Genomic DNA, 18569 nt, shown 5'->3' with positions numbered 1-18569 from the left:
GGGAGGCATGGCGTAGATGCCGCGCTCACCCGCACGGCGATCTGTACTGTAATAAGGCGGGTTGCATCGCTCGCCCGATAAGGTTTCAGGCCGGTCTCCGGGCTTGTGAGGGGGCCGTTGTGCCCCACCGGCGCGCCTTCCCGGTTATCCCAGTGGCCTGTGCGGCGGTGTTCACTCACTTACCGTTGCGGGGGCAGCGCCGGCCTTGCCTTAGGCTCACCGGCTTCCCTGTTTCACCCTGGCGCGCGAATGTGGCCGGGGCACCTGAAACAATCGCGCAGGGTAAGGGGTCGGCCCAACAGCGTCAATTAAACATGTTGAACCTCCACCGCCTCGCTGCCTCTACGGTACACAACCCGGCTGCCAGGAAGCACACCATGCACATGTCCCGCCTTGCCTTGACCGTTGTACTTGCCGCCAGTGTGGCGGCGTGCGGCGAAAGCTCGAAACTGCAAGTGGCCGATGGTACAGGCCCTTCACCTAAACTCCCCGAACCCAACAAGACCCTGATCCCCACTGTCAATATTGCCCCAGCCGTGGGTTGGCCCCAGGGCGCCAAGCCCAAGGCTGCGCCCGGCACCCAGGTGAAGGCCTTCGCTGAAGGGCTCAACCACCCTCGCTGGCTGTACGTATTGCCCAATGGCGATGTGTTGGTCGCAGAAACCAACGCGCCACCCAAACCCGACGACACTAAAGGGATTCGAGGGTGGGTGATGGAGAAAGTCATGGGGCGTGCAGGGGCGGCCGTGCCCAGCCCGAACCGTATCGTGCTCCTACGCGACAAAGATGGCGACGGCGTAGCGGAAACCCATGAAGTGTTCCTGCAAAACCTCAATTCGCCTTTCGGCATGGCGTTGGTGGGCCAGAACCTGTACGTAGCAGACACGGACAAGATTCTGCGCTTCAACTACACCCCAGGCGCCACTCACCTGGACAGCGACGCCCAGACCGTCACCGACCTGCCCGCCGGCACGATCAACCATCACTGGACCAAGAACATCATTGCCAGCCGCGATGGCAAGAAGCTGTACGCGACCGTGGGTTCCAACAGCAACGTGGCCGAGAATGGCCTGGACAATGAGCAAGGCCGCGCCGCCATTTGGGAAGTGGACCTTGCTACTGGGCAAAAGCGCCTGTTTGCCAGCGGCTTGCGCAACCCCAATGGCCTCGCCTGGGAGCCTACGTCTGGCAAGCTTTGGACAGCCGTAAATGAACGGGACGAAATCGGCAGCGACCTAGTGCCGGACTACATCACCTCTGTAAAAGACGGCGCCTTCTATGGCTGGCCGTTCAGTTACTACGGCCAGCACGTAGACGTGCGTGTTGAACCTGGCAACCCGGACATGGTGCAAAAAGCGATTGCGCCTGATTTTGCGGTAGGGCCCCATACCGCCTCTCTGGGTTTAGCCTTCGCCCAGCCTGGCCAACTGCCGGCACCTTTTGATAAGGGCGCGTTCATTGGCCAGCATGGCTCTTGGAACCGCAAGCCACATAGCGGCTACAAGGTGTTGTTCGTTCCCTTCGCCGACGGCATGCCAAGCGGCCAGCCGGTGGACCTGCTGACGGGCTTTCTCAATGACAAGGAAGAAGCCATGGGCCGCCCGGTCGGTGTGGTCGGCGACAACAAAGGGGGGTTGCTGGTGGCCGACGACGTAGGCAACAAGGTATGGCGTGTGACCCGGCAATAGGTGCCACGCCCAGCCAGGGCCGTTATGGCAGTGCTGTTTGTGCCAAGCGCTCCGGCTGGATCACCCGCTTGGCAGCCAGGTAGGCTTTTTGCCAATACGGCTTGTTCAGGTATTCCAAGCGTACCGTGCCACCTGTGCGCGGTGCGTGAACGAACCGCCCTTCCCCCACGTAGATACCGGCATGGCTCACCTGCCCGTTGCGCTGCGTTGAGAAAAACACCAGGTCGCCGGAACGCAGGGCATTGCGGTCAATCGTGGGCGAACGCATGGCAATCAGGTCACGTGTGGTGCGTGGCAGCGCAATACCCGCCGCGTCGTGGTACACGAACCCGATCAGGCCACTGCAGTCGAAGCCGGCGGCAGGCGTGTTGCCTCCCCAGCGGTACGGCGTACCTACCAGGCCAATGGCACGAAACAAGACGTCGTCGGCCTTTACCGAAGCGTAATCCGTTGGGTCCACCATCAGCGGGCGGGGTGCAACCACCACAGCCTTGGGAGGTGGCGGTGGCGAACTCGCGCAGGCAGCCAGCAGCAAAAGCGGCGCCAACGCCAACAGGCGCAAAGAGGTGAAAGCCATGAGAAGAGGTTCCGAGTTCGACTGCCGGTGAAGAGTAGCGCTTAACTCGCTGAATTCAAAAAAAAAGAGTAGCGAAAGCGTGACCGCTCGTCGCTACTCTTTTACCCCCGCCATGTGGGGCTGGAAACGCCGTCGCGCTTAGCGGCGCGCCACCTCGGTGGTGGGCGCCATGGCCAATACACGCTTGGCTTCGATATAGGTTTTGCTCCAGTAGCTGTCACCCAGGTTATCCACGCGAACGCCTCCGCTGCGGCGTGAGCTGGAGTGGATGAACTGGTCATCGCCCAAGTAGATACCGGCATGGCTTACGCGACCACGGCGGCCTGTTGTGCCGAAGAACAGTACATCGCCTGGCTTGAGCTTGTTACGCGCGACCAAGGGCGCCTGAACGTTGATCATTTCGCGACTTGAGCGGGGCAAGGTCATGCCCGCTTCTTCGCGGAAGAGAAAATTGATGAAGCCTGTGCAATCGAAGCCGCTTTCAGTGGTGCCACCAAAACGGTAACGCGTACCAATCAGAGACTTTCCACGCTCCAGAATGCTGTCTGCCAGTACCGGCAGGCGGTAGGGCGCGGTGCTTGAGAAGGTAGGCATGTCATCCCGGTCCGCCGTGACGTCTTCGCTATCGAACGGAGAGACCTTGCCGGAGGGAGTGGACGTATGGGGCTGCGGGAGTGGCGCACGTAGGGCAGTAACCGGGGTGGACACCTGCTGTTGCGAAACCGGTGATTGGGCTGCGCAGCCGTACAGCAGGGTAACAAGTGCAAGAGGCACGAGGGGTGCTAAGCGCTTCAGCATGGGCACGACCGTGTCGATAAATTAATGAAGGTGCGAATATGCCTACTATCGGCACCATTTGCAAATTTTATAGAACGATTTGTGACTTATGGTGCCTTGCCTGACGTCTGGCAGCAAAACACGCAGTACGACAGGCGGTCAACGCTTACAACGCATTTGCAAGCCATTGATAAACATGAAGAATTGAGAGGCGAACGGCGGGCTCACGCTGCTTATAGGTAGGCAGGAACACAATGGGCGCCTGTTGCCTTATCTGTTGGTTTCCAGGGCCTATAAAGAAAAGCTATAGCAAAGGCATCAATAGCCCGCGACAGGCCTTTGGCGGCACAAAGCTGACGGATTATATAGCAGTGGTTATGAAAGCAAAAGCCCTGCCATGTGCAGGGCTATGTGATGGCCAGCGCCGAACGGCCCTACCAGCCTAGTGTTTCTTTCAGAAAAGGAATGGTGAGCTTGCGTTGGGCCTGCAATGACGCCTGATCCAGGCGCTCCAGCAGGTCGAACAAGGCGCTCATGCTGCGGCTGCCGCGGGTAAGAATGAAGTGGCCGACTTCATCAGTAAGGTGCAGGCCCCGCCGAGATGCCCTCAACTGGAGCGCGCGGAGTTTGTCCTCGTCTGACAGCGGCCGCATTTGGAATACCAGCGCCAGTGTGAGCCGGGACTTGAGGTCTGCCAGCTTCACCGGTAATTCCCGGGGGGAATGAGAGGCCGCAATCAGCAACCGACGGCCGCTATCGCGCAGGCGATTGAACAGGTGAAACAGGGCCTCCTCCCATTCTGGCTTGCCAGCGATGGCCTGAAGGTCATCCAGGCACACCAGTTCGTATTGGGCCAGGTAATCAAGAATGCCTACGCCCCGGTCGAGCAGTTGAGCCAAGGGCAGGTAAACCGCTGGTTGCCCTTGCTGCTCCATCCGCAGGCAGGCGGCATGCATCAGGTGGGTGCGCCCGACACCTTGCTTGCCCCATAGGTAGATAAGGCTTTCAGTCCACCCCGCCTCCGCATCGCACAGCCGCTCGACATAGCCGAGCGCCGCAGCATTGGCACCGGGATAATAATTCACAAAGGTGGCGTCGTCGCGCAGGCGCACACCCAGCGGGAGTTGGATCGGCTCTTTCATGCGGCCCGGGGTAACGCCTCAGATTAAAGGGGGCAAATTCTAGCGGCTTGGCTGGAAGCTGCAAGCACGATGCGCACCAAGCGGGCTTACCTGCAGCTTATGCAACCTTAAAGCTGAGGATCCTCGCCGCCACCGTACAGCTCAGACTGCTTGTACAGCGTATGCATGTGGCGGATAAGCACCATGATCACGGCCGCCACTGGCAGCGCGAGCAATACGCCAGTAAAGCCGAACAGTTCACCGCCCGCCAGAATGGCAAAAATCACGGCCACGGGATGCAGGCCAATGCGGTCCCCCACCAGTAAAGGGGTAAGCACCATCCCTTCCAAGGCTTGCCCAATGGCGAACACTGCGCCAATGGCGATCAGGTGCCAGCCATCGAGGCCGAACTGGAACAGCCCCGCCGCCATGGCCGCACTGATACCCGTGATGAACCCCATGTAGGGCACGATAGAGGCCAACCCGGCGATCACCCCCACCAACAGGCCCAGCTCCAGGCCCGTGAGCATCAACCCGACTGAGTAGATAACGCCTAGGGCGACCATCACCATCAATTGCCCGCGCACAAAGGCGCCCAGCACTTCATGGCACTCGTGAGCAAGCGCAACGATCCTAGCCTCGCGGTGACGGGGTAGCAGGCCACGGATCTTGGCCATCATCACATCCCAGTCTCGCAGCAGGTAAAACCCTACCACCGGGATCAGCACCAGGTTGGCGAGCCAGCCAATCAAGGCCAGGCCGGACGCCGTGGCGCGCGCTAGCACTAACCCCACGATATCGGTGGTCTGGCCCATGTGGGCTGAAACAGCCTCTTTGATCTTGTCGAACTTCCAGAACCCGTCCGCCAACCCCAGCCGATGCTGAACCCAAGGCAGCGCTGTGTTCTGCAGCCAGTCCAGGAACTGCGGGGTCAGCTCATACAGCCGCACCAGTTGCTTGGCCAGCATCGGTATCACCACCACCAGCGCAATCATCACGATCAAGGTAAACAGCACAAACACCACCGCGACCGACAGCGTTCGAGACAGCTTGAGCCGCTCCAGCCGATCTACCAAGGGGTCACCCAAGTAGGCGATCAGCATGCCCACCAGAAAGGGCGACAGAATGGCGTGGAGCTCGAACACAAACGCGCATAGCACCACGGCCATGCCCAACCAGAACCAGTTTTTCTTGTCTGTCATTGCCAGGCCTACCAGTGGAAGCGCAAAGGTTCAGGGCCTGTTACCGGCGCAGCGCCGGGCACTTGGCCGCCCGTGGCTGGCGAAGCAGGCTCAGGGGCTTGGGGCTGGACCGGGGCCGCAACCTCCTGCACGTGTGCCAAGGCCAGTTGCGCCCTCACCTGTTCAGGGCTTGCGCTAACCTGATAAAGCACCTTGTCGCCCGTTACCGAACGCAGGCGACCACCCAGGCTGTCCAGCACCCTGCCCAGTTCAGCGTAGTGGTCCAGTGTCATGCCTTGAACCTCTACCGTCAGCTCACCGGTTGCCCCTGGCTTGACCACATAGCGCGGGGCCAGCTTCTGCGCCACGGCCAGCATCACGGCATCGGCCAGGGCGCTTTGGTTGGCAGCCTGCACCGTGCCCTGCTCGCGCTGGCTGCCCAGCCAGAGGTGCCATTTAGCCTGCCATTTATCCCCATCCGCAACGGCATGCACGGCCAGCAAGCCATCGGCACCATAGCGCTGGGACACCGCCTGCAATGGCGCCGGGTCGGTGCCTTCAAGGTTTTTGGCGGTGGCAGCCAATTGCTCTTCCAGGTCGGCCATGGGCAGTTTCACTGGTAGCCCGCGATGGCTGGCCGCCTGGCGCACAGGGGCGGCGCTGGGCTGGGCGTCCCCTGCCAGCGTAGCGCCCGTGACGTTATCGGCCAGCCACCACACCAGCAAGGAGGGCCGGTTCGCGCCCCAGGCCGGCAGGCCCGCCTGGTGCAACGCCTTGTCGGTACTCACTGGATCAAAGTCCACCTGCAGACGTTGGGGTGTGCCGCCCTGGTAGCCGAACTGGCTAATGATCTGCTGAGGGTTCTTGCGTACGGCAGCCAGGCCAGGGCCGGCATAGGCTTTTGTATCCCCGGTCAGGCGCAGCACCAGCGTCTCCAACGCGCGCTGGGTCGCCTGGTCTCGCTCCTCGGGGGCCTGGCTGGCAACCGGTTCGCTGACCTGATAGAGGTTGGTCACTGTTTCGCCCCAGGCTACCGTGAACGGCAGGCTAAGCAGTGAAGCAAGCATAAAAGGGCGCAGACGCATGAGCAGGTTTCCAAAGGCAGGGGTACTGAAGTGAATGGGACACACTTTCCCGTAAAACATTCGCCCTGCCAACTGCCATGGAAGGCGGCGAGGCCTGCCTGCCCCGTGTTCTGGCCTGAATGGGACAAGCCTGATAAAATCGCGCGCCTTCGCAGACCCTTGTGGTCGTTTCCTGTATCGCCCCTTTTCAAAGGCCTGGATCATGAGCAAGCAACCCTCCCTGAGCTACAAGGACGCCGGTGTAGACATCGACGCTGGTGAAGCGCTGGTCGAACGCATCAAGGGCGTGGCCAAGCGTACCGCGCGGCCTGAAGTGATGGGCGGCCTGGGTGGCTTCGGTGCACTGTGCGAGATTCCGGCTGGCTACAAGCAGCCCGTGCTGGTGTCCGGCACTGACGGCGTAGGTACCAAGCTGCGCCTGGCGCTGAACCTCAACCAGCATGACAGCATCGGCATCGACCTGGTGGCCATGTGCGTGAACGACCTGGTGGTCTGCGGCGCCGAGCCGCTGTTCTTCCTGGACTACTACGCCACTGGCAAGCTGAATGTAGACGTGGCCGCCACCGTGGTAACCGGCATCGGCGAAGGCTGCACACAGGCGGGCTGCTCGCTGGTAGGCGGTGAAACCGCAGAAATGCCTGGCATGTACGAGGGCGAAGACTACGACCTGGCTGGCTTCTGCGTAGGCGTGGTAGAAAAAGCGGACATCATCGATGGCTCCAAAGTGGCTGCCGGCGATGCACTCATCGCTCTGCCCTCTTCAGGGCCGCATTCCAATGGCTATTCGCTGATTCGCAAGATCATCGACGTGTCCGGTGCCGACATCGCTACCGAGCAATTGAACGGCAAGCCACTGGCCAGCCTGCTGATGGCGCCCACTCGCATCTATGTGAAACCCCTGCTCAAGCTGATCGCCGACACCGGTGCGGTAAAGGCCATGGCCCACATCACCGGTGGCGGCCTGCTGGACAACATCCCACGCGTGCTGCCTGCAGGCGCCCAGGCGGTGATCGACGTGGCCAGCTGGCAGCGCCCCGCCGTCTTCGACTGGCTGCAACAGCAAGGTAATGTGGACGAACATGAAATGCACCGCGTGCTGAACTGCGGTGTAGGCATGGTGATTTGCGTTAGCCAGGCAGACGTAGAACGCACCCTGGCTGTGCTTGCCGCCGAAGGTGAGCAGCCTTGGGTGATTGGCCAAATCACTCAGGCCGCCGAAGGGGCTGCTCAGGTCGAGCTGAAAAACCTCAAGGCCCACTGATGCCCCGGCCTTGCAACCTGGTGGTCTTGCTGTCCGGCTCGGGCAGCAACCTCCAGGCCATGATCGACAGCTTCACGCAACCCGGTTCGCCTGTCTGCATCCGCGCCGTCATTTCCAACCGGGCCGATGCGTATGGCCTGGAGCGCGCACGAGAAGCCGGTATTGAAACCCGGGTGCTGGTGCACACCGGGTTCGAGGGCCGCGAAGCCTTCGACCAGGCCCTCATGGCCTTGGTTGACTGCTTCGAGCCGGATGCCGTAGCACTGGCAGGCTTCATGCGCATTCTCAGCCCGGCCTTCGTGCGCCATTACCATGGCCGCCTGCTCAACATTCACCCTTCCCTGCTGCCACGCCACAAAGGGCTGCATACCCACCAGCGTGCACTGGAGGCAGGGGACACCGAGCATGGCTGCAGCGTACACTTTGTGACCGAGGAACTCGATGGGGGCCCCTTGGTCGTACAGGCTGCCGTCGCGGTGGCTAGTGACGACACACCCGACACCCTGGCTCAGCGCGTACATGCCCAGGAACACCAGATCTACCCCTTGGCGGTGCGCTGGTTCGCCGAAGGCAGGCTGCGCCTTGGCCCCCATGGTGTAGTGTTTGATGGCAAACCCCTGGCCACCACTGGCCACTTGATTCGCCCTTAGGAGACCCTATGCGTCGCGCCCTATTGTTCGCCTTGGCCCTGTTCGCGCTTCCCAGCGTACAGGCTGCAGACCTCAAGCCCTTCTCTGCCAGCTATACCGCAGACTGGAAGCAACTGCCTATGAGCGGCACCGCCGAGCGTAGCCTTACAGCCAACCCGGATGGCACCTGGACGCTGGCGTTCAAAGCCTCGATGATGATCGCAAGCCTTAGCGAAATCAGTGTGGTTCGCCTGGACAAAGACACCCTTCTGCCACAGTCGTACACCTTCGAGCGTGGCGGCCTGGGCAAGGCCAAGAAGGTGGACCTGGATTTCGACTGGTCTGCCAAGAAAATCACCGGCACCGACCGGGGTGACCCCGTTACCCTACCCTTGAACCGCGGTGTGCTGGATAAATCCACCTACCAGCTTGCGTTGCAGCACGACGTGGCGGCTGGCAAGAAGAGCATGAGCTACCAGGTGGTCGATGGTGACGAGGTCGATACCTACGACTTCCGCGTGCTGGGTGAAGAAAAGGTTGCGACCAAGGCAGGCTCCATCGACGCCATCAAGGTAGAGCGTGTGCGCGACCCCACCCAAAGCAAGCGCGTGACCGTGCTGTGGTTCGCCAAGGCCTGGGACTACCTATTGGTGCAACTGCAGCAAATCGAAACTGATGGCAAGGAATACACCATCATGCTTCAGGACGGCACCGTGAACGGCAAGCCTGTTCAAGGCAGCTAAGCGGCTTTAACGAGTGGCCAAGCCCCCCCTTGGCCACGCAATACCCCTTCCTAAATTTTTCTTCACGCAGCTTCATGAAGTGCGACATTCTGCCGCAGCCCTTGCGGCCCGTGCCTTTCAGCGATTGGCGTGGTTAATGAAAAACTCCGTTGCACCTGTAACACATTCCTTTAGCCCGCTAACCGCTTTATAAAAGAAACACGTACTGGTTACGGCAACCCAGAGGAGTGTCAGCATGACTGTAAAAGTAAGCGAACGCGACGATGCACACATGTCCCATGAAGGCCTGGCCGCTGGCGTGCGCATTTGGGATGTATATCAGCAGGACCTGCTGGTTGGCATGTTCCATACCGAACACGACGCTGTGGCCTACCAGCAAGAGTTGCAGGCACACGAGGCACAGCGGGCAGAAGCACTGAGGTCGTAAACGGCCTAAGGCTGCCTCGCAGCTGGAAACAGGCCGCCGCGGTGTAGCGGCCGTTCCGGTTCGTCCGCTGCACCCGCGCTACGCGAACTCCCACAGACTTGCGGCGCCAGTGTTGAGTGCTGTGGGACCGGGCGCAGCCGGAGGCGAAGACCGGGAACAGGCCGGTGCGGCCGCTGCAGCCGCGCTACGCGAACTCCCACAGACTTGCGGCGCCAGTGTTGATTGCTGTGGGACCGGGCGCAGCCAAAGGCGGAGACCGGGAACAGGCCGCTGCGGTGTAGCGGCCGTTCCGGTTCGTCCGCTGCACCCGCGCTACGCGAACTCCCACAGACTCGTGGCGCCAGTGTTAATTGCTGTGGGACTAGGTGCAGCCAAAGGCGGAGACCGGGAACAGGCAGCTGCGGTGTAGCGGCTGTCTTGGTTCGTCCGCTTCGCAAACTCCCACAGGGGGTAGGCGGCGCCAGTGTTGATTGCTGGGAACAGGTCGCCGCCCAAGCCTGCTCGGCCTGTTACCACATCAGGTCATCGGGAATTTTGTAGGCGGCGTAAGGGTCTTCGCCTTCAGGCTCCTCAGTAGGCACGCTGAGCAGGACAATGCGGCGTGGTTCGCGCTCTTGCACCTTAAGCGCTGCTTCACGCGGGATGACCTCATACCCGCCTCCATGATGCACGATGGCAAGGCTACCGTTGGACAATTTGCTGCGCATCAGGCTATTAACCGAAATGCGCTTAACCTTCTTGTCGTCAGCAAAGTTGTAGTAGTCCTCAGTCGTCAGCTTGGGCAGCCGCGTGGCTTCGATAAGCTGCTTGACCTGTGCCGAGCGCGCCTTCGCTTCTGCCTTTTCCTGCTGCTGGCGGTTCAACTCCTGGTCCTTGCGCTGCTTCTCCGCAGCCGCTTCACGAGCCTGGCGCTGCTGGGTATCGTCAGCCTCTGCCTGGCCTTTCTTGACCAGGCGCTGTTGCTTCTGCTGGTCCTTGGCGACCTGCTTCACTTGTTTCTGATTGACCAGGCCTGCTTTAAGCAACTGGTCACGAAGGGAAAGGCTCATGTATTCACTCACTCTTGCTCAGCCGCAACCAAGCGGTTTTCGTTCCTGACGTTTCGCTTCGCCCCAAAGCGCATCGAGCGCCTCAAGATCGCAATCTTCAATGAGTTTCCCCTGTGCGCGCAACTCTGCTTCGATAAACCTGAACCGCCGTTCGAACTTGGCATTGGCCGCCCGCAGGGATTGCTCTGGGTCCAGCTTAAGCTTGCGTGCAAGGTTAGCCACCGTAAACAGCAGGTCGCCCACTTCCTCGGCCAAGGCCACGTCGTCAGTCCCGGCCATGGCTTGGAGCACCTCGTCCAGCTCCTCACGTACCTTGTCTACTACAGGGAGCGCCGCAGGCCAATCGAACCCGACGGTGCTGGCGCGCTTCTGCAACTTCACGGCACGGCTCAACGCGGGAAGCGTTCCGGGCACATCATCAAGCAACGACAGCTGCTCAGGCGTCGAGGCCTTTTCGGCACGCTCCTGGGCTTTGATGGCTTCCCAGCGCTCCTTGACCTGCGCCTCGTTCAAACGAGGCGTGCCTAACGGCGCATGCAACTGAGCAGTGGGAAACACATGGGGGTGGCGCCGGACCAGTTTGCGTGTAATGCCGTCCACCACATCGGCAAACACAAAGCGCCCCTCCTCCTTGGCCAACTGGGCGTAATACACCACCTGGAACAGCAGGTCCCCCAGTTCGCCTGGCAAGCTGTCGAAGTCTGCACGCTCGATGGCATCGGCCACTTCATAGGCCTCCTCCAGGGTGTGCGGCACCACGGAAGCATAGGTTTGCCTGAGGTCCCAAGGGCAACCGTGCTGCGGGTCACGCAGCCGGGCCATCAGGTACAGCAGGTCATCCAGGGTATAGCGAGGCACAGGCTGGCTCATGGCGTACGGTTACGCCGGGTTTCGATGATGTTGGGTAACTGGGAAATACGCCCCAACAAACGCCCCAGTGCGTCCAGGCCGGGAATTTCGATAGTCAGCGACATTTGCGCCGTGTTGTCTTCCTTGTTCGACCGCGTATTGACGGCCAGTACGTTGATGCGCTCGTTCAACAGCACTTGGGATACATCCCTGAGCAGGCCAGAACGGTCGTAGGCGCGAATGATGATGTCTACCGGGTAGGTAAGGACTGGAATCGGCCCCCAACTGACCTGAATGATACGCTCCGGCTCCTTGGCGCCCAGCTGCAGGACTGAGGCGCAGTCCTGGCGGTGAATGCTCACGCCCCGGCCTTGGGTGATATAGCCCACGATGGCATCGCCCGGCAACGGCTGGCAGCAGCCCGCCATTTGCGTGAGCAGGTTACCCACGCCTTGGATCTGGATATCGCCACGCTTGCCTGGTTTGTTGCCTGCGGGCTTGCGGGTAATGAAGTCGAAGACTTCGGTATGGCCACGCTCAGGCTCTGCCAGCTGCTGTGCAGCGTTTACCAGAGGTGCAAGGCGCAGGTCGCCAGCCCCCAGCGAGGCGAACATGTCTTCTGCAGTTTTAACGTTGGTTTTTTCAGCCAACCGCTCGAAATCCACCTGCGGCAAGCCCAGCCGTGTGAGCTCTCGTTCCAGCAGCGTGCGGCCGGCGGCCACGTTCTGGTCCCGAGCCTGAAGCTTGAACCAGTGCACGATTTTCGCCCGTGCCCGGGAGGTGGTCACGTAGCCCAGGTTGGAGTTCAGCCAATCCCGGCTGGGGTTGCCGTGCTTGCTGGTGATGATCTCCACCTGCTCGCCGGTTTGCAGGCTGTAGTTCAACGGCACAATGCGGCCGTTGATTTTGGCACCGCGGCAGTTATGGCCGATTTCGGTATGGACGCGGTAGGCGAAGTCCAGCGGCGTGGCGCCTTTGGGCAAGTCGATGGCGTGGCCGTCTGGGGTGAACACGTAGACCCGGTCCGGCTCGATATCGACGCGAAGTTGCTCTGCCAGGCCGCCGATATCTCCCAGCTCTTCGTGCCATTCCAGCACCTGCCTCAGCCAGGAAATCTTTTCCTCGTAATGATTGGAGCTTGGCTTGACGTCCGTGCCCTTGTACCGCCAGTGCGCGCACACGCCCAGCTCTGCTTCTTCGTGCATGGCATGGGTACGGATCTGGACCTCAAGCACCTTCCCCTCTGGGCCGATCACGGCCGTATGCAACGAGCGGTAGCCGTTTTCCTTGGGGTTGGCGATATAGTCGTCGAACTCTTTGGGGATGTGCCGCCATAAGGTGTGGACGATACCCAGCGCGGTGTAGCAGTCGCGCACCTCCGGCACGAGCACGCGCACTGCGCGCACGTCGTAGATCTGGCTGAACTGCAGCCCTTTGCGCTGCATTTTCCGCCAGATGGAATAGATATGCTTGGCTCGCCCACTGATGTCAGCCTTGACGCCAGTGTCTGCCAATTCCTGGTGCAGCTGGCTCATTACGTCCGAAATGAAACGTTCGCGGTCCAGCCGGCGCTCATGCAACAGCTTGGCAATCTGTTTGTACTGGTCGGGCTCCAGGTAGCGGAAGGAAATGTCCTCCAGCTCCCATTTGATATGGCCGATACCCAGGCGGTGGGCCAGCGGCGCGTAGATGTCGAACACTTCCCGGGCCACGCGTTGGCGTTTTTCCTCGGTAGCGTTTTTCACGGCCCGTATGGCGCAGGTGCGTTCGGCCAGCTTGATGAGGGCTACTCGCACGTCGTCGACCATGGCCACCAGCATTTTGCGCAGGTTTTCCACCTGCACCTGGCTGCCCAGCACCAGTGACTGGCGCGGCGTGAGGCTGGCACTGATGGCCGCCATGCGCAGCACCCCGTCGATCAGCTTGGCTACCACCGGGCCGAAGCGTTGGGCCACGTCCGCCAGTGCTACCTTGCCTTCTCGAACGGCCCGGTAGATGACCGCTGCTACCAGGGAATCCTGGTCCAGCTTGAGGTCTGCGAGAATTTCGGCAATTTCCAGCCCTGCCTGGAAACTGGACGTACCGTCTGCCCACGAATGCTTGGCTGTTTTCTCAGGCACGTCCAGATCGCGGGCGAACTGGCACGCCTGCTTCAACGCTTCCCGGTCCAGCGCCAGGTCGACGCTGACGATGTGATCGAGCCACGCATCGAGGTTGATGCTGCCGTCGTTGTTAACCGGCTGCTGTGCTCTCACCTGTACCATGCTGCTTACCTTCCCTAGGGCACACGCAACGCGTGCCCGTGTTCACTGGCCGCCGCCTTCGCAGGGCGAAGGCCACCAGTCATATAGCCTGGCCATCCTGGGCCTTTTCAAATAACGCCATCGCCTCGACATGGGAGGTTTGCGGAAACATGTCGAGCACGCCAGCACGTGTCAATCGGTAACCTTGCTTGTGCAGTTCGAGCGTATCGCGTGCCAGCGTTGCTGGGTTGCACGATACATAGATAATGCGACGAGCACCCAGCGAGGATATATGGCGAACTGTTTCAAACGCGCCATCGCGAGGCGGATCCAATAATACCGCAGAAAAACCCTTTTCTGCCCAACTGGCACCCTGCATTGGCTCAGACAGGTCCGCCTGGTGAAAGGCCGCATTGCCCTGCCCATTGCGCAGGGCATTGGCTGCTGCCCGTTCAACCATGCCAGCCGCCCCTTCCACCCCGACCACTGCCGCCGCCTTACGGGCAATAGGCAATGAGAAATTGCCCAGGCCGCAGAACAGATCCAGCACCCGCTCGCCCGGTTGTGGCGCGAGCCAGTCCAACGCCTGAGCAACCATGGCGTCATTGACGGCTTCATTGACCTGAACGAAATCCCCAGGCCGGTAGGCCAGGTGCAACTGCCAGGCTGACAAGGTATACCCCAGCTCAGCGTCGGGGTTATCTGCCACGGGCGCGGCTGCGCCCTGCCACCACAGCTGGGCACCGTGCTGCTTGCAGAAGGCACGCAGGTGGGCCTGGTCCGTGTCGCCCAAGGGCGCGGTATGGCGAACCAGAACAGCGGAGGCAGTACCGTGGAACAATTCAACGTGGCCAATGGCTTGCGGGGTATTCAATGCGCGGAGGGCTCCAGGTAACGCCTGGAAAATCTGCTGCAAGGGTTGTACCAGCACCATGCACTGCTCAATGGCCACGATCTGCTGGCTCGCCGCTGCGCGAAAGCCTACGTCCAGCCGGTGCTGTTTAGGGTCCCAGCGCACGGCCACGCGTGCCCGGCGGCGATAGCCAAACTCCGGGCTTACCAGTGGCGGTGCCCAGGCCTCTGGGGCGACGCTCGCTACTTTCATCAGTTGCTCGGCCAACTGCCGCTGCTTGAGGGCCAACTGATCCTCGTGGCTGAGGTGCTGTACCGTACACCCGCCACAGCGCTCCACATACGGGCATGGCGGTTTGCGGCGCTGGGCCGAGGCAACGATCACTCGTTCGGTGCGTGCTTCCACCACCTTGCCATGGGCAGCAAGCACGCGCACATCTACCTGCTCGCCCGCCAAGGCGCCTTGCACAAACCAGGTACGCCCTTCACTGAAGGCGATACCGCGGCCATCGGCGGCCAGGCGTTCGATACTCAGGCGCTGCTTCTTGCCCGCGGGCATGGCCGGTGTGCGTTGGCCACCGCTGGGCTGAAAGCGCAACCCGCCGTTCTTGCGCGCCATCAGTTGGGCGCATCGAACAGGCCGCTGGACAGGTAGCGGTCGCCGCGGTCGCAAACGATAGCCACGATCACCGCATGCTCCAGCTCCTGGCTCAAGCGCAACATCGCTGCCACTGCACCACCGGAGGACACGCCAGAGAAAATGCCCTCTTCCCGCGCAAGCCGGCGCATGGTGTCTTCGGCTTCAGCCTGGGCCATATCGATAATGCGGTCTACCCGCTCGGCCTGGTAGATCTTGGGCAAGTACTGTTCCGGCCAGCGGCGGATACCGGGGATGGCTGCGCCTTCCATAGGCTGCAGCCCGATGATCTGCACTGCCGGGTTCTGTTCCTTCAGGTAACGCGAGGTGCCCATGATGGTACCGGTAGTACCCATGGAGCTCACGAAATGGGTGATGCTGCCGCTGGTCTGCTGCCAGAGCTCAGGGCCGGTACTATGGTAATGCGCCTCGGGGTTGTCGCTATTGGCGAACTGGTCCAGCAGCTTGCCACGCCCTTCGGCCTGCATGCGCTCGGCCAGGTCTCGGGCACCCTCCATCCCTTCTTCACGGGTGACCAATATCAGTTCGGCACCATAGGCCGCCATGGCCGCCTTGCGTTCGGCCGTGGAATTGTCCGGCATGATCAGGATCAGCCGGTAGCCCCTGATGGCAGCTACCATGGCCAAGGCAATGCCCGTATTGCCGGACGTGGCCTCGATCAGCACATCGCCTGGTGCGATCTGCCCGCGAAGCTCGGCGCGGGTAATCATCGACAGCGCCGCACGGTCTTTGACCGACCCGGCAGGGTTATTGCCCTCAAGCTTTACCAACAAGGTATTAGTCGTCGCCCCGCCCAGGCGCTGCAGGCGAACCAGCGGGGTGTTGCCGACGCAATCGGCGATGGTGGGGTAATGCACGCTCATGGGCTTTTTCGTCATCCGGACAGCGGGGGCGCTATGATACGCGCATTCAGCGCCAGCCCATATCACGCAAAAGCAGGTGCTTATTCCTCAATAGCATAAAGCCGCCCGGGTGCGGCGGCCGTACCTTGATAATCAGCCAGCGAAACGTTGCAGGGCTTGAATATGCGCGGCCCTGGCTGTTTCTGCCAACGTGGCTCGCAGCCGCAAGCGGTCACCCGGAGAGGCCTGGGCCAGCCGTGCGCATGCCAAAGGTGTCAGGGCACCTAGCCGGGGATAGCCGCCAATGGTCTGCCGGTCATTGCCCAGCACGATCGGCTGGCCGTCCGGTGGTACCTGAATGCCGCCGAGGGGTATGCCTTCGGACACCAACCCCGGCCCCCTATACCGCAAAGGCGGCCCTACCAAGCGAACACCCATACGGTCAGCGCGGCTGTCGACCGTCCATTCACTGTTGAAGGCATCGAACAGGCTCTGGCCTGAGAAGTCCGCCGCCTGGGCACCTAATACCACTTCCAGAGGCTGGCGCAGGGAAAGGTCTGGGATACGTGCCACGGCTATTTCCCGGCCACAGCCCCCTGGCCCTGCGCAGGCCAGGCTGTCTCCGGCAGCCAGCGGCCTTCCGTTACCCTGCAGCCCACCCAAGCCGTCTCTGGCGACTGTAGACAGGCTGCCAAGCGCTGCCATGCCGCTGAAGCCACCTGGTGCTGCAAGGTAGGCACGCACCCCTTGAACCGGTGCCGTGAACACCAAGCGCTGCCCTGCCCGCACGTTGAAACTGCGCCATGGGAGAAGGGCCGCCCCCTCCAGTGTGGCCTGCAAGTCGGCACCCGCCAGGGCCAGGCAGGTGTCCTGCTGGGCTACCACCTCGAACCCACCCAAGGTGATTTCGATAACTGCCGCGCCTACGGCATTGCCCAGCAGCCAGTTGGCCCAACCCATGGAGAGCCAGTCGGCGGCGCCGCCTTGAGTGATCCCCAGGTGCCGTACACCGAAGCGGCCGGTGTCCTGCAATTGGCACAAAGGGTGGCTTTTTTTGACGCTCAACAGGCTCATGCGACTCCTCCCAAGGGCGTGGTATCTCCCCCCATCTCTACAAAACGGTGGCGCGTGATGGCTTCGAACTGGACGCTGTCGCCGGGCTGGAACAGGCTCACCCCTTCGCAGAACAGTGCCACTGGCGTACGCCCCAGGATATTCCAGCCACCTGGCGAGGCGCTGGGGTAGATTGCGGTTTGCCGCTCGCCAATGCCCACGCTGCCAGCGGCCACCTGCTGCCTTGGCGTGGTGAGCCGAGGCGCTGCCAGCGCTGGCTCTACCAACCCCATGAAGGCAAAACCAGGCGTGAAGCCCAGTGCAAATACACGGTACGGCTTGGCACAGTGCCGGCGGACCACCTCCTCCACCGCCAAGCCGCTGAGGTCGGCCAGGCGCGATAGGTCAGGCCCCACGGAAGGGTCATACCATACCGGCACGCGGTGCTCCCGGCCGCCCGCCAGCTCGGCAGGCATGAGCCCTTGCAAGGCAACCTTCACGTGTTGCCGGGCCGCCTCAGGCGTCATCGCCAGGATGTCGTACTGCACCATGACCGTTGTGTAAGACGGCACCACCTCTACCAGTGCTTCACCAAAGGTGTGCCGCAGCCGCTCGGCCAAGCCCAGCAGCCACCCCACGTTGCCCTCGTCGATGTGGGTGAACAGGCGCACCATCAGGGCGTCCAGTGCCACCGTTTCGATGCTGCCGTGCTGCCCCTGGCCAAAGGCGAAGCGCTGGCCACTCATGCTCGCTGTGCCCGCAACGCTTCCCGGATGCGCCGCACCGCCGCCACAGAGGCCGGGTTATCGCCGTGCACGCACAGGGTGTCGGTATGCAGCTGCAGTGTGCTGCCATCCCGAGCCGTCAGTGGTTCGCCCCGTGCCAGGGCCAAGGCCTGGGCTACGATGGTATCGGCCTGCTCATGCACCGCGCCAGGCAGGCGCCGGGACACTAGTTGGCCAGTGCCTTCATAGGCCCGGTCAGCAAAGCTTTCAAACCACAGCGTTACCCCCTGTTCGCTGGCGAGCGCCTGCTGGGCGCTATTGTCGGCAGTGGCCAGCAATACCAGCGGGACCTTGTAGGCCGCCACCGCCTTCAACACCGACGCCAGTAGCGTGGGGTTGACCATCATGTCGTTGTACAAGGCGCCGTGAGGTTTCACGTACTCCACACGGGTGCCATGCAGGGCACAGAACGCTTGCAGCGCACCGATCTGGTAATGCAGCAGGCTTTCGATTTCCTCACCGGAACAGGCCATGGAGCGGCGGCCAAAGCCGACCAGGTCCGGGTAGGCGGGGTGGGCACCGATGCGCACGCCATGCCGGGCTGCCAGCGCCACTGTGCGCCCCATGGTTACCGGGTCACCCGCGTGATAGCCGCAGGCGATGTTGGCGCAGTCGATCAGTGGCATCACCTCCTCGTCCAGGCCCATGTGCCACGCACCATAGCTTTCGCCGATATCACAGTTCAGAAGCATCACCGGTGACTCCAGTTCGAGGAATACCTGCACGGTAGAAGGCCGGGTTCCTCGGGG

General features: G+C 61.6%; 18 protein-coding genes and 1 riboswitch. Of the genes, 5 read left to right on the top strand and 13 right to left on the bottom strand.

All coding sequences use genetic code 11. The features are described from left to right. Positions 1 to 71: 71 nt before the first annotated feature. Positions 72 to 283, bottom strand: a riboswitch (cobalamin riboswitch). Positions 284 to 377: 94 nt separating this feature from the next. Next, complete coding sequence (locus HBH25_RS09250) at positions 378 to 1688, top strand: PQQ-dependent sugar dehydrogenase (RefSeq protein WP_168083627.1); 1311 nt, start codon at positions 378 to 380, stop codon at positions 1686 to 1688. 22 nt (positions 1689 to 1710) lie between these two features. On the opposite strand, the gene HBH25_RS09245 is transcribed toward HBH25_RS09250, so the two are convergent. The 5 genes from HBH25_RS09245 to HBH25_RS09225 form a co-directional block, all read right to left on the bottom strand. Then, on the bottom strand, positions 1711 to 2265 hold the full coding sequence (locus tag HBH25_RS09245; RefSeq protein WP_168083626.1) for a C40 family peptidase: 555 nt from the start codon (positions 2263 to 2265) through the stop codon (positions 1711 to 1713). Positions 2266 to 2403: 138 nt separating this feature from the next. Continuing rightward, positions 2404 to 3063 carry a C40 family peptidase gene (locus HBH25_RS09240; RefSeq protein WP_168083625.1) on the bottom strand — a complete coding sequence of 220 codons (660 nt, stop codon included), beginning with the start codon at positions 3061 to 3063 and terminating at the stop codon, positions 2404 to 2406. A 413-nt stretch (positions 3064 to 3476) separates the two neighbouring features. Then, positions 3477 to 4184 (bottom strand): DnaA regulatory inactivator Hda, encoded by a 708-nt coding sequence (gene hda / locus HBH25_RS09235; RefSeq protein WP_168083624.1) that lies wholly within the window; start codon positions 4182 to 4184, stop codon positions 3477 to 3479. Positions 4185 to 4291: 107 nt separating this feature from the next. Further along, entirely contained in the window at positions 4292 to 5365 is a 1074-nt protein-coding gene (locus tag HBH25_RS09230) for an AI-2E family transporter (protein ID WP_168083623.1), read from the bottom strand. 8 nt (positions 5366 to 5373) lie between these two features. Next, complete coding sequence (locus HBH25_RS09225) at positions 5374 to 6429, bottom strand: DUF2066 domain-containing protein (protein WP_168083622.1); 1056 nt, start codon at positions 6427 to 6429, stop codon at positions 5374 to 5376. A gap of 202 nt (positions 6430 to 6631) precedes the next feature. Here HBH25_RS09225 and purM point away from each other — a divergent pair, with 202 nt between their 5' ends. The 4 genes from purM (at position 6632) to HBH25_RS09205 (ending at position 9489) form a co-directional block, all read left to right on the top strand. Then, a complete protein-coding gene (gene purM / locus HBH25_RS09220) occupies positions 6632 to 7690 on the top strand; it encodes a phosphoribosylformylglycinamidine cyclo-ligase (RefSeq protein WP_168083621.1) in 1059 nt (352 codons plus the stop codon). Then, positions 7690 to 8340, top strand: a complete 651-nt coding sequence (gene purN, locus HBH25_RS09215) for a phosphoribosylglycinamide formyltransferase (RefSeq protein WP_168083620.1) — start codon at positions 7690 to 7692, stop codon at positions 8338 to 8340. The genes purM and purN overlap by 1 nt, the downstream gene beginning before the upstream one ends. Before the next feature lie 8 nt (positions 8341 to 8348). Then, positions 8349 to 9062, top strand: a complete 714-nt coding sequence (locus HBH25_RS09210) for a DUF3108 domain-containing protein (RefSeq protein WP_168083619.1) — start codon at positions 8349 to 8351, stop codon at positions 9060 to 9062. A gap of 235 nt (positions 9063 to 9297) precedes the next feature. Beyond that, positions 9298 to 9489 carry a hypothetical protein gene (locus HBH25_RS09205; RefSeq protein WP_168083618.1) on the top strand — a complete coding sequence of 64 codons (192 nt, stop codon included), beginning with the start codon at positions 9298 to 9300 and terminating at the stop codon, positions 9487 to 9489. A 509-nt stretch (positions 9490 to 9998) separates the two neighbouring features. Here HBH25_RS09205 and HBH25_RS09200 read toward each other — a convergent pair. The 8 genes from HBH25_RS09200 to HBH25_RS09165 form a co-directional block, all read right to left on the bottom strand. Then, positions 9999 to 10538: a DUF2058 domain-containing protein gene (locus HBH25_RS09200; RefSeq protein WP_168083617.1), complete on the bottom strand. Its 540-nt coding sequence runs from the start codon at positions 10536 to 10538 to the stop codon at positions 9999 to 10001. Between the two features lie 18 nt (positions 10539 to 10556). Then, entirely contained in the window at positions 10557 to 11408 is an 852-nt protein-coding gene (gene mazG / locus HBH25_RS09195) for a nucleoside triphosphate pyrophosphohydrolase (protein WP_168083616.1), read from the bottom strand. Continuing rightward, entirely contained in the window at positions 11405 to 13651 is a 2247-nt protein-coding gene (gene relA, locus HBH25_RS09190) for a GTP diphosphokinase (protein ID WP_168083615.1), read from the bottom strand. The genes mazG and relA overlap by 4 nt, the downstream gene beginning before the upstream one ends. Positions 13652 to 13730: 79 nt before the next feature. Continuing rightward, the gene (rlmD, locus tag HBH25_RS09185; protein ID WP_168083614.1) at positions 13731 to 15101 is read right to left on the bottom strand and encodes a 23S rRNA (uracil(1939)-C(5))-methyltransferase RlmD; all 1371 of its coding nucleotides are present in this window, start codon (positions 15099 to 15101) and stop codon (positions 13731 to 13733) included. After that, entirely contained in the window at positions 15101 to 16003 is a 903-nt protein-coding gene (gene cysM, locus HBH25_RS09180; protein WP_168083613.1) for a cysteine synthase CysM, read from the bottom strand. Before cysM ends, rlmD begins: the two co-directional genes overlap by 1 nt. 132 nt (positions 16004 to 16135) lie before the next feature. Beyond that, positions 16136 to 17056, bottom strand: a complete 921-nt coding sequence (locus HBH25_RS09175) for a 5-oxoprolinase subunit C family protein (RefSeq protein WP_168083612.1) — start codon at positions 17054 to 17056, stop codon at positions 16136 to 16138. Further along, a complete protein-coding gene (locus HBH25_RS09170; protein ID WP_168083611.1) occupies positions 17053 to 17781 on the bottom strand; it encodes a 5-oxoprolinase subunit B family protein in 729 nt (242 codons plus the stop codon). Before HBH25_RS09170 ends, HBH25_RS09175 begins: the two co-directional genes overlap by 4 nt. Then, a complete protein-coding gene (locus tag HBH25_RS09165) occupies positions 17778 to 18512 on the bottom strand; it encodes a 5-oxoprolinase subunit PxpA (RefSeq protein ID WP_168083610.1) in 735 nt (244 codons plus the stop codon). Before HBH25_RS09165 ends, HBH25_RS09170 begins: the two co-directional genes overlap by 4 nt. Positions 18513 to 18569 lie beyond the last annotated feature (57 nt).

It is taken from the genome of Pseudomonas quercus (assembly GCF_012033695.1).
Classification (GTDB): Bacteria; Pseudomonadota; Gammaproteobacteria; order Pseudomonadales; family Pseudomonadaceae; genus Aquipseudomonas; species Aquipseudomonas quercus.
Note: the sequence above shows the minus strand (reverse complement) of the source record. Positions and strands in the feature narration are given on the sequence as shown.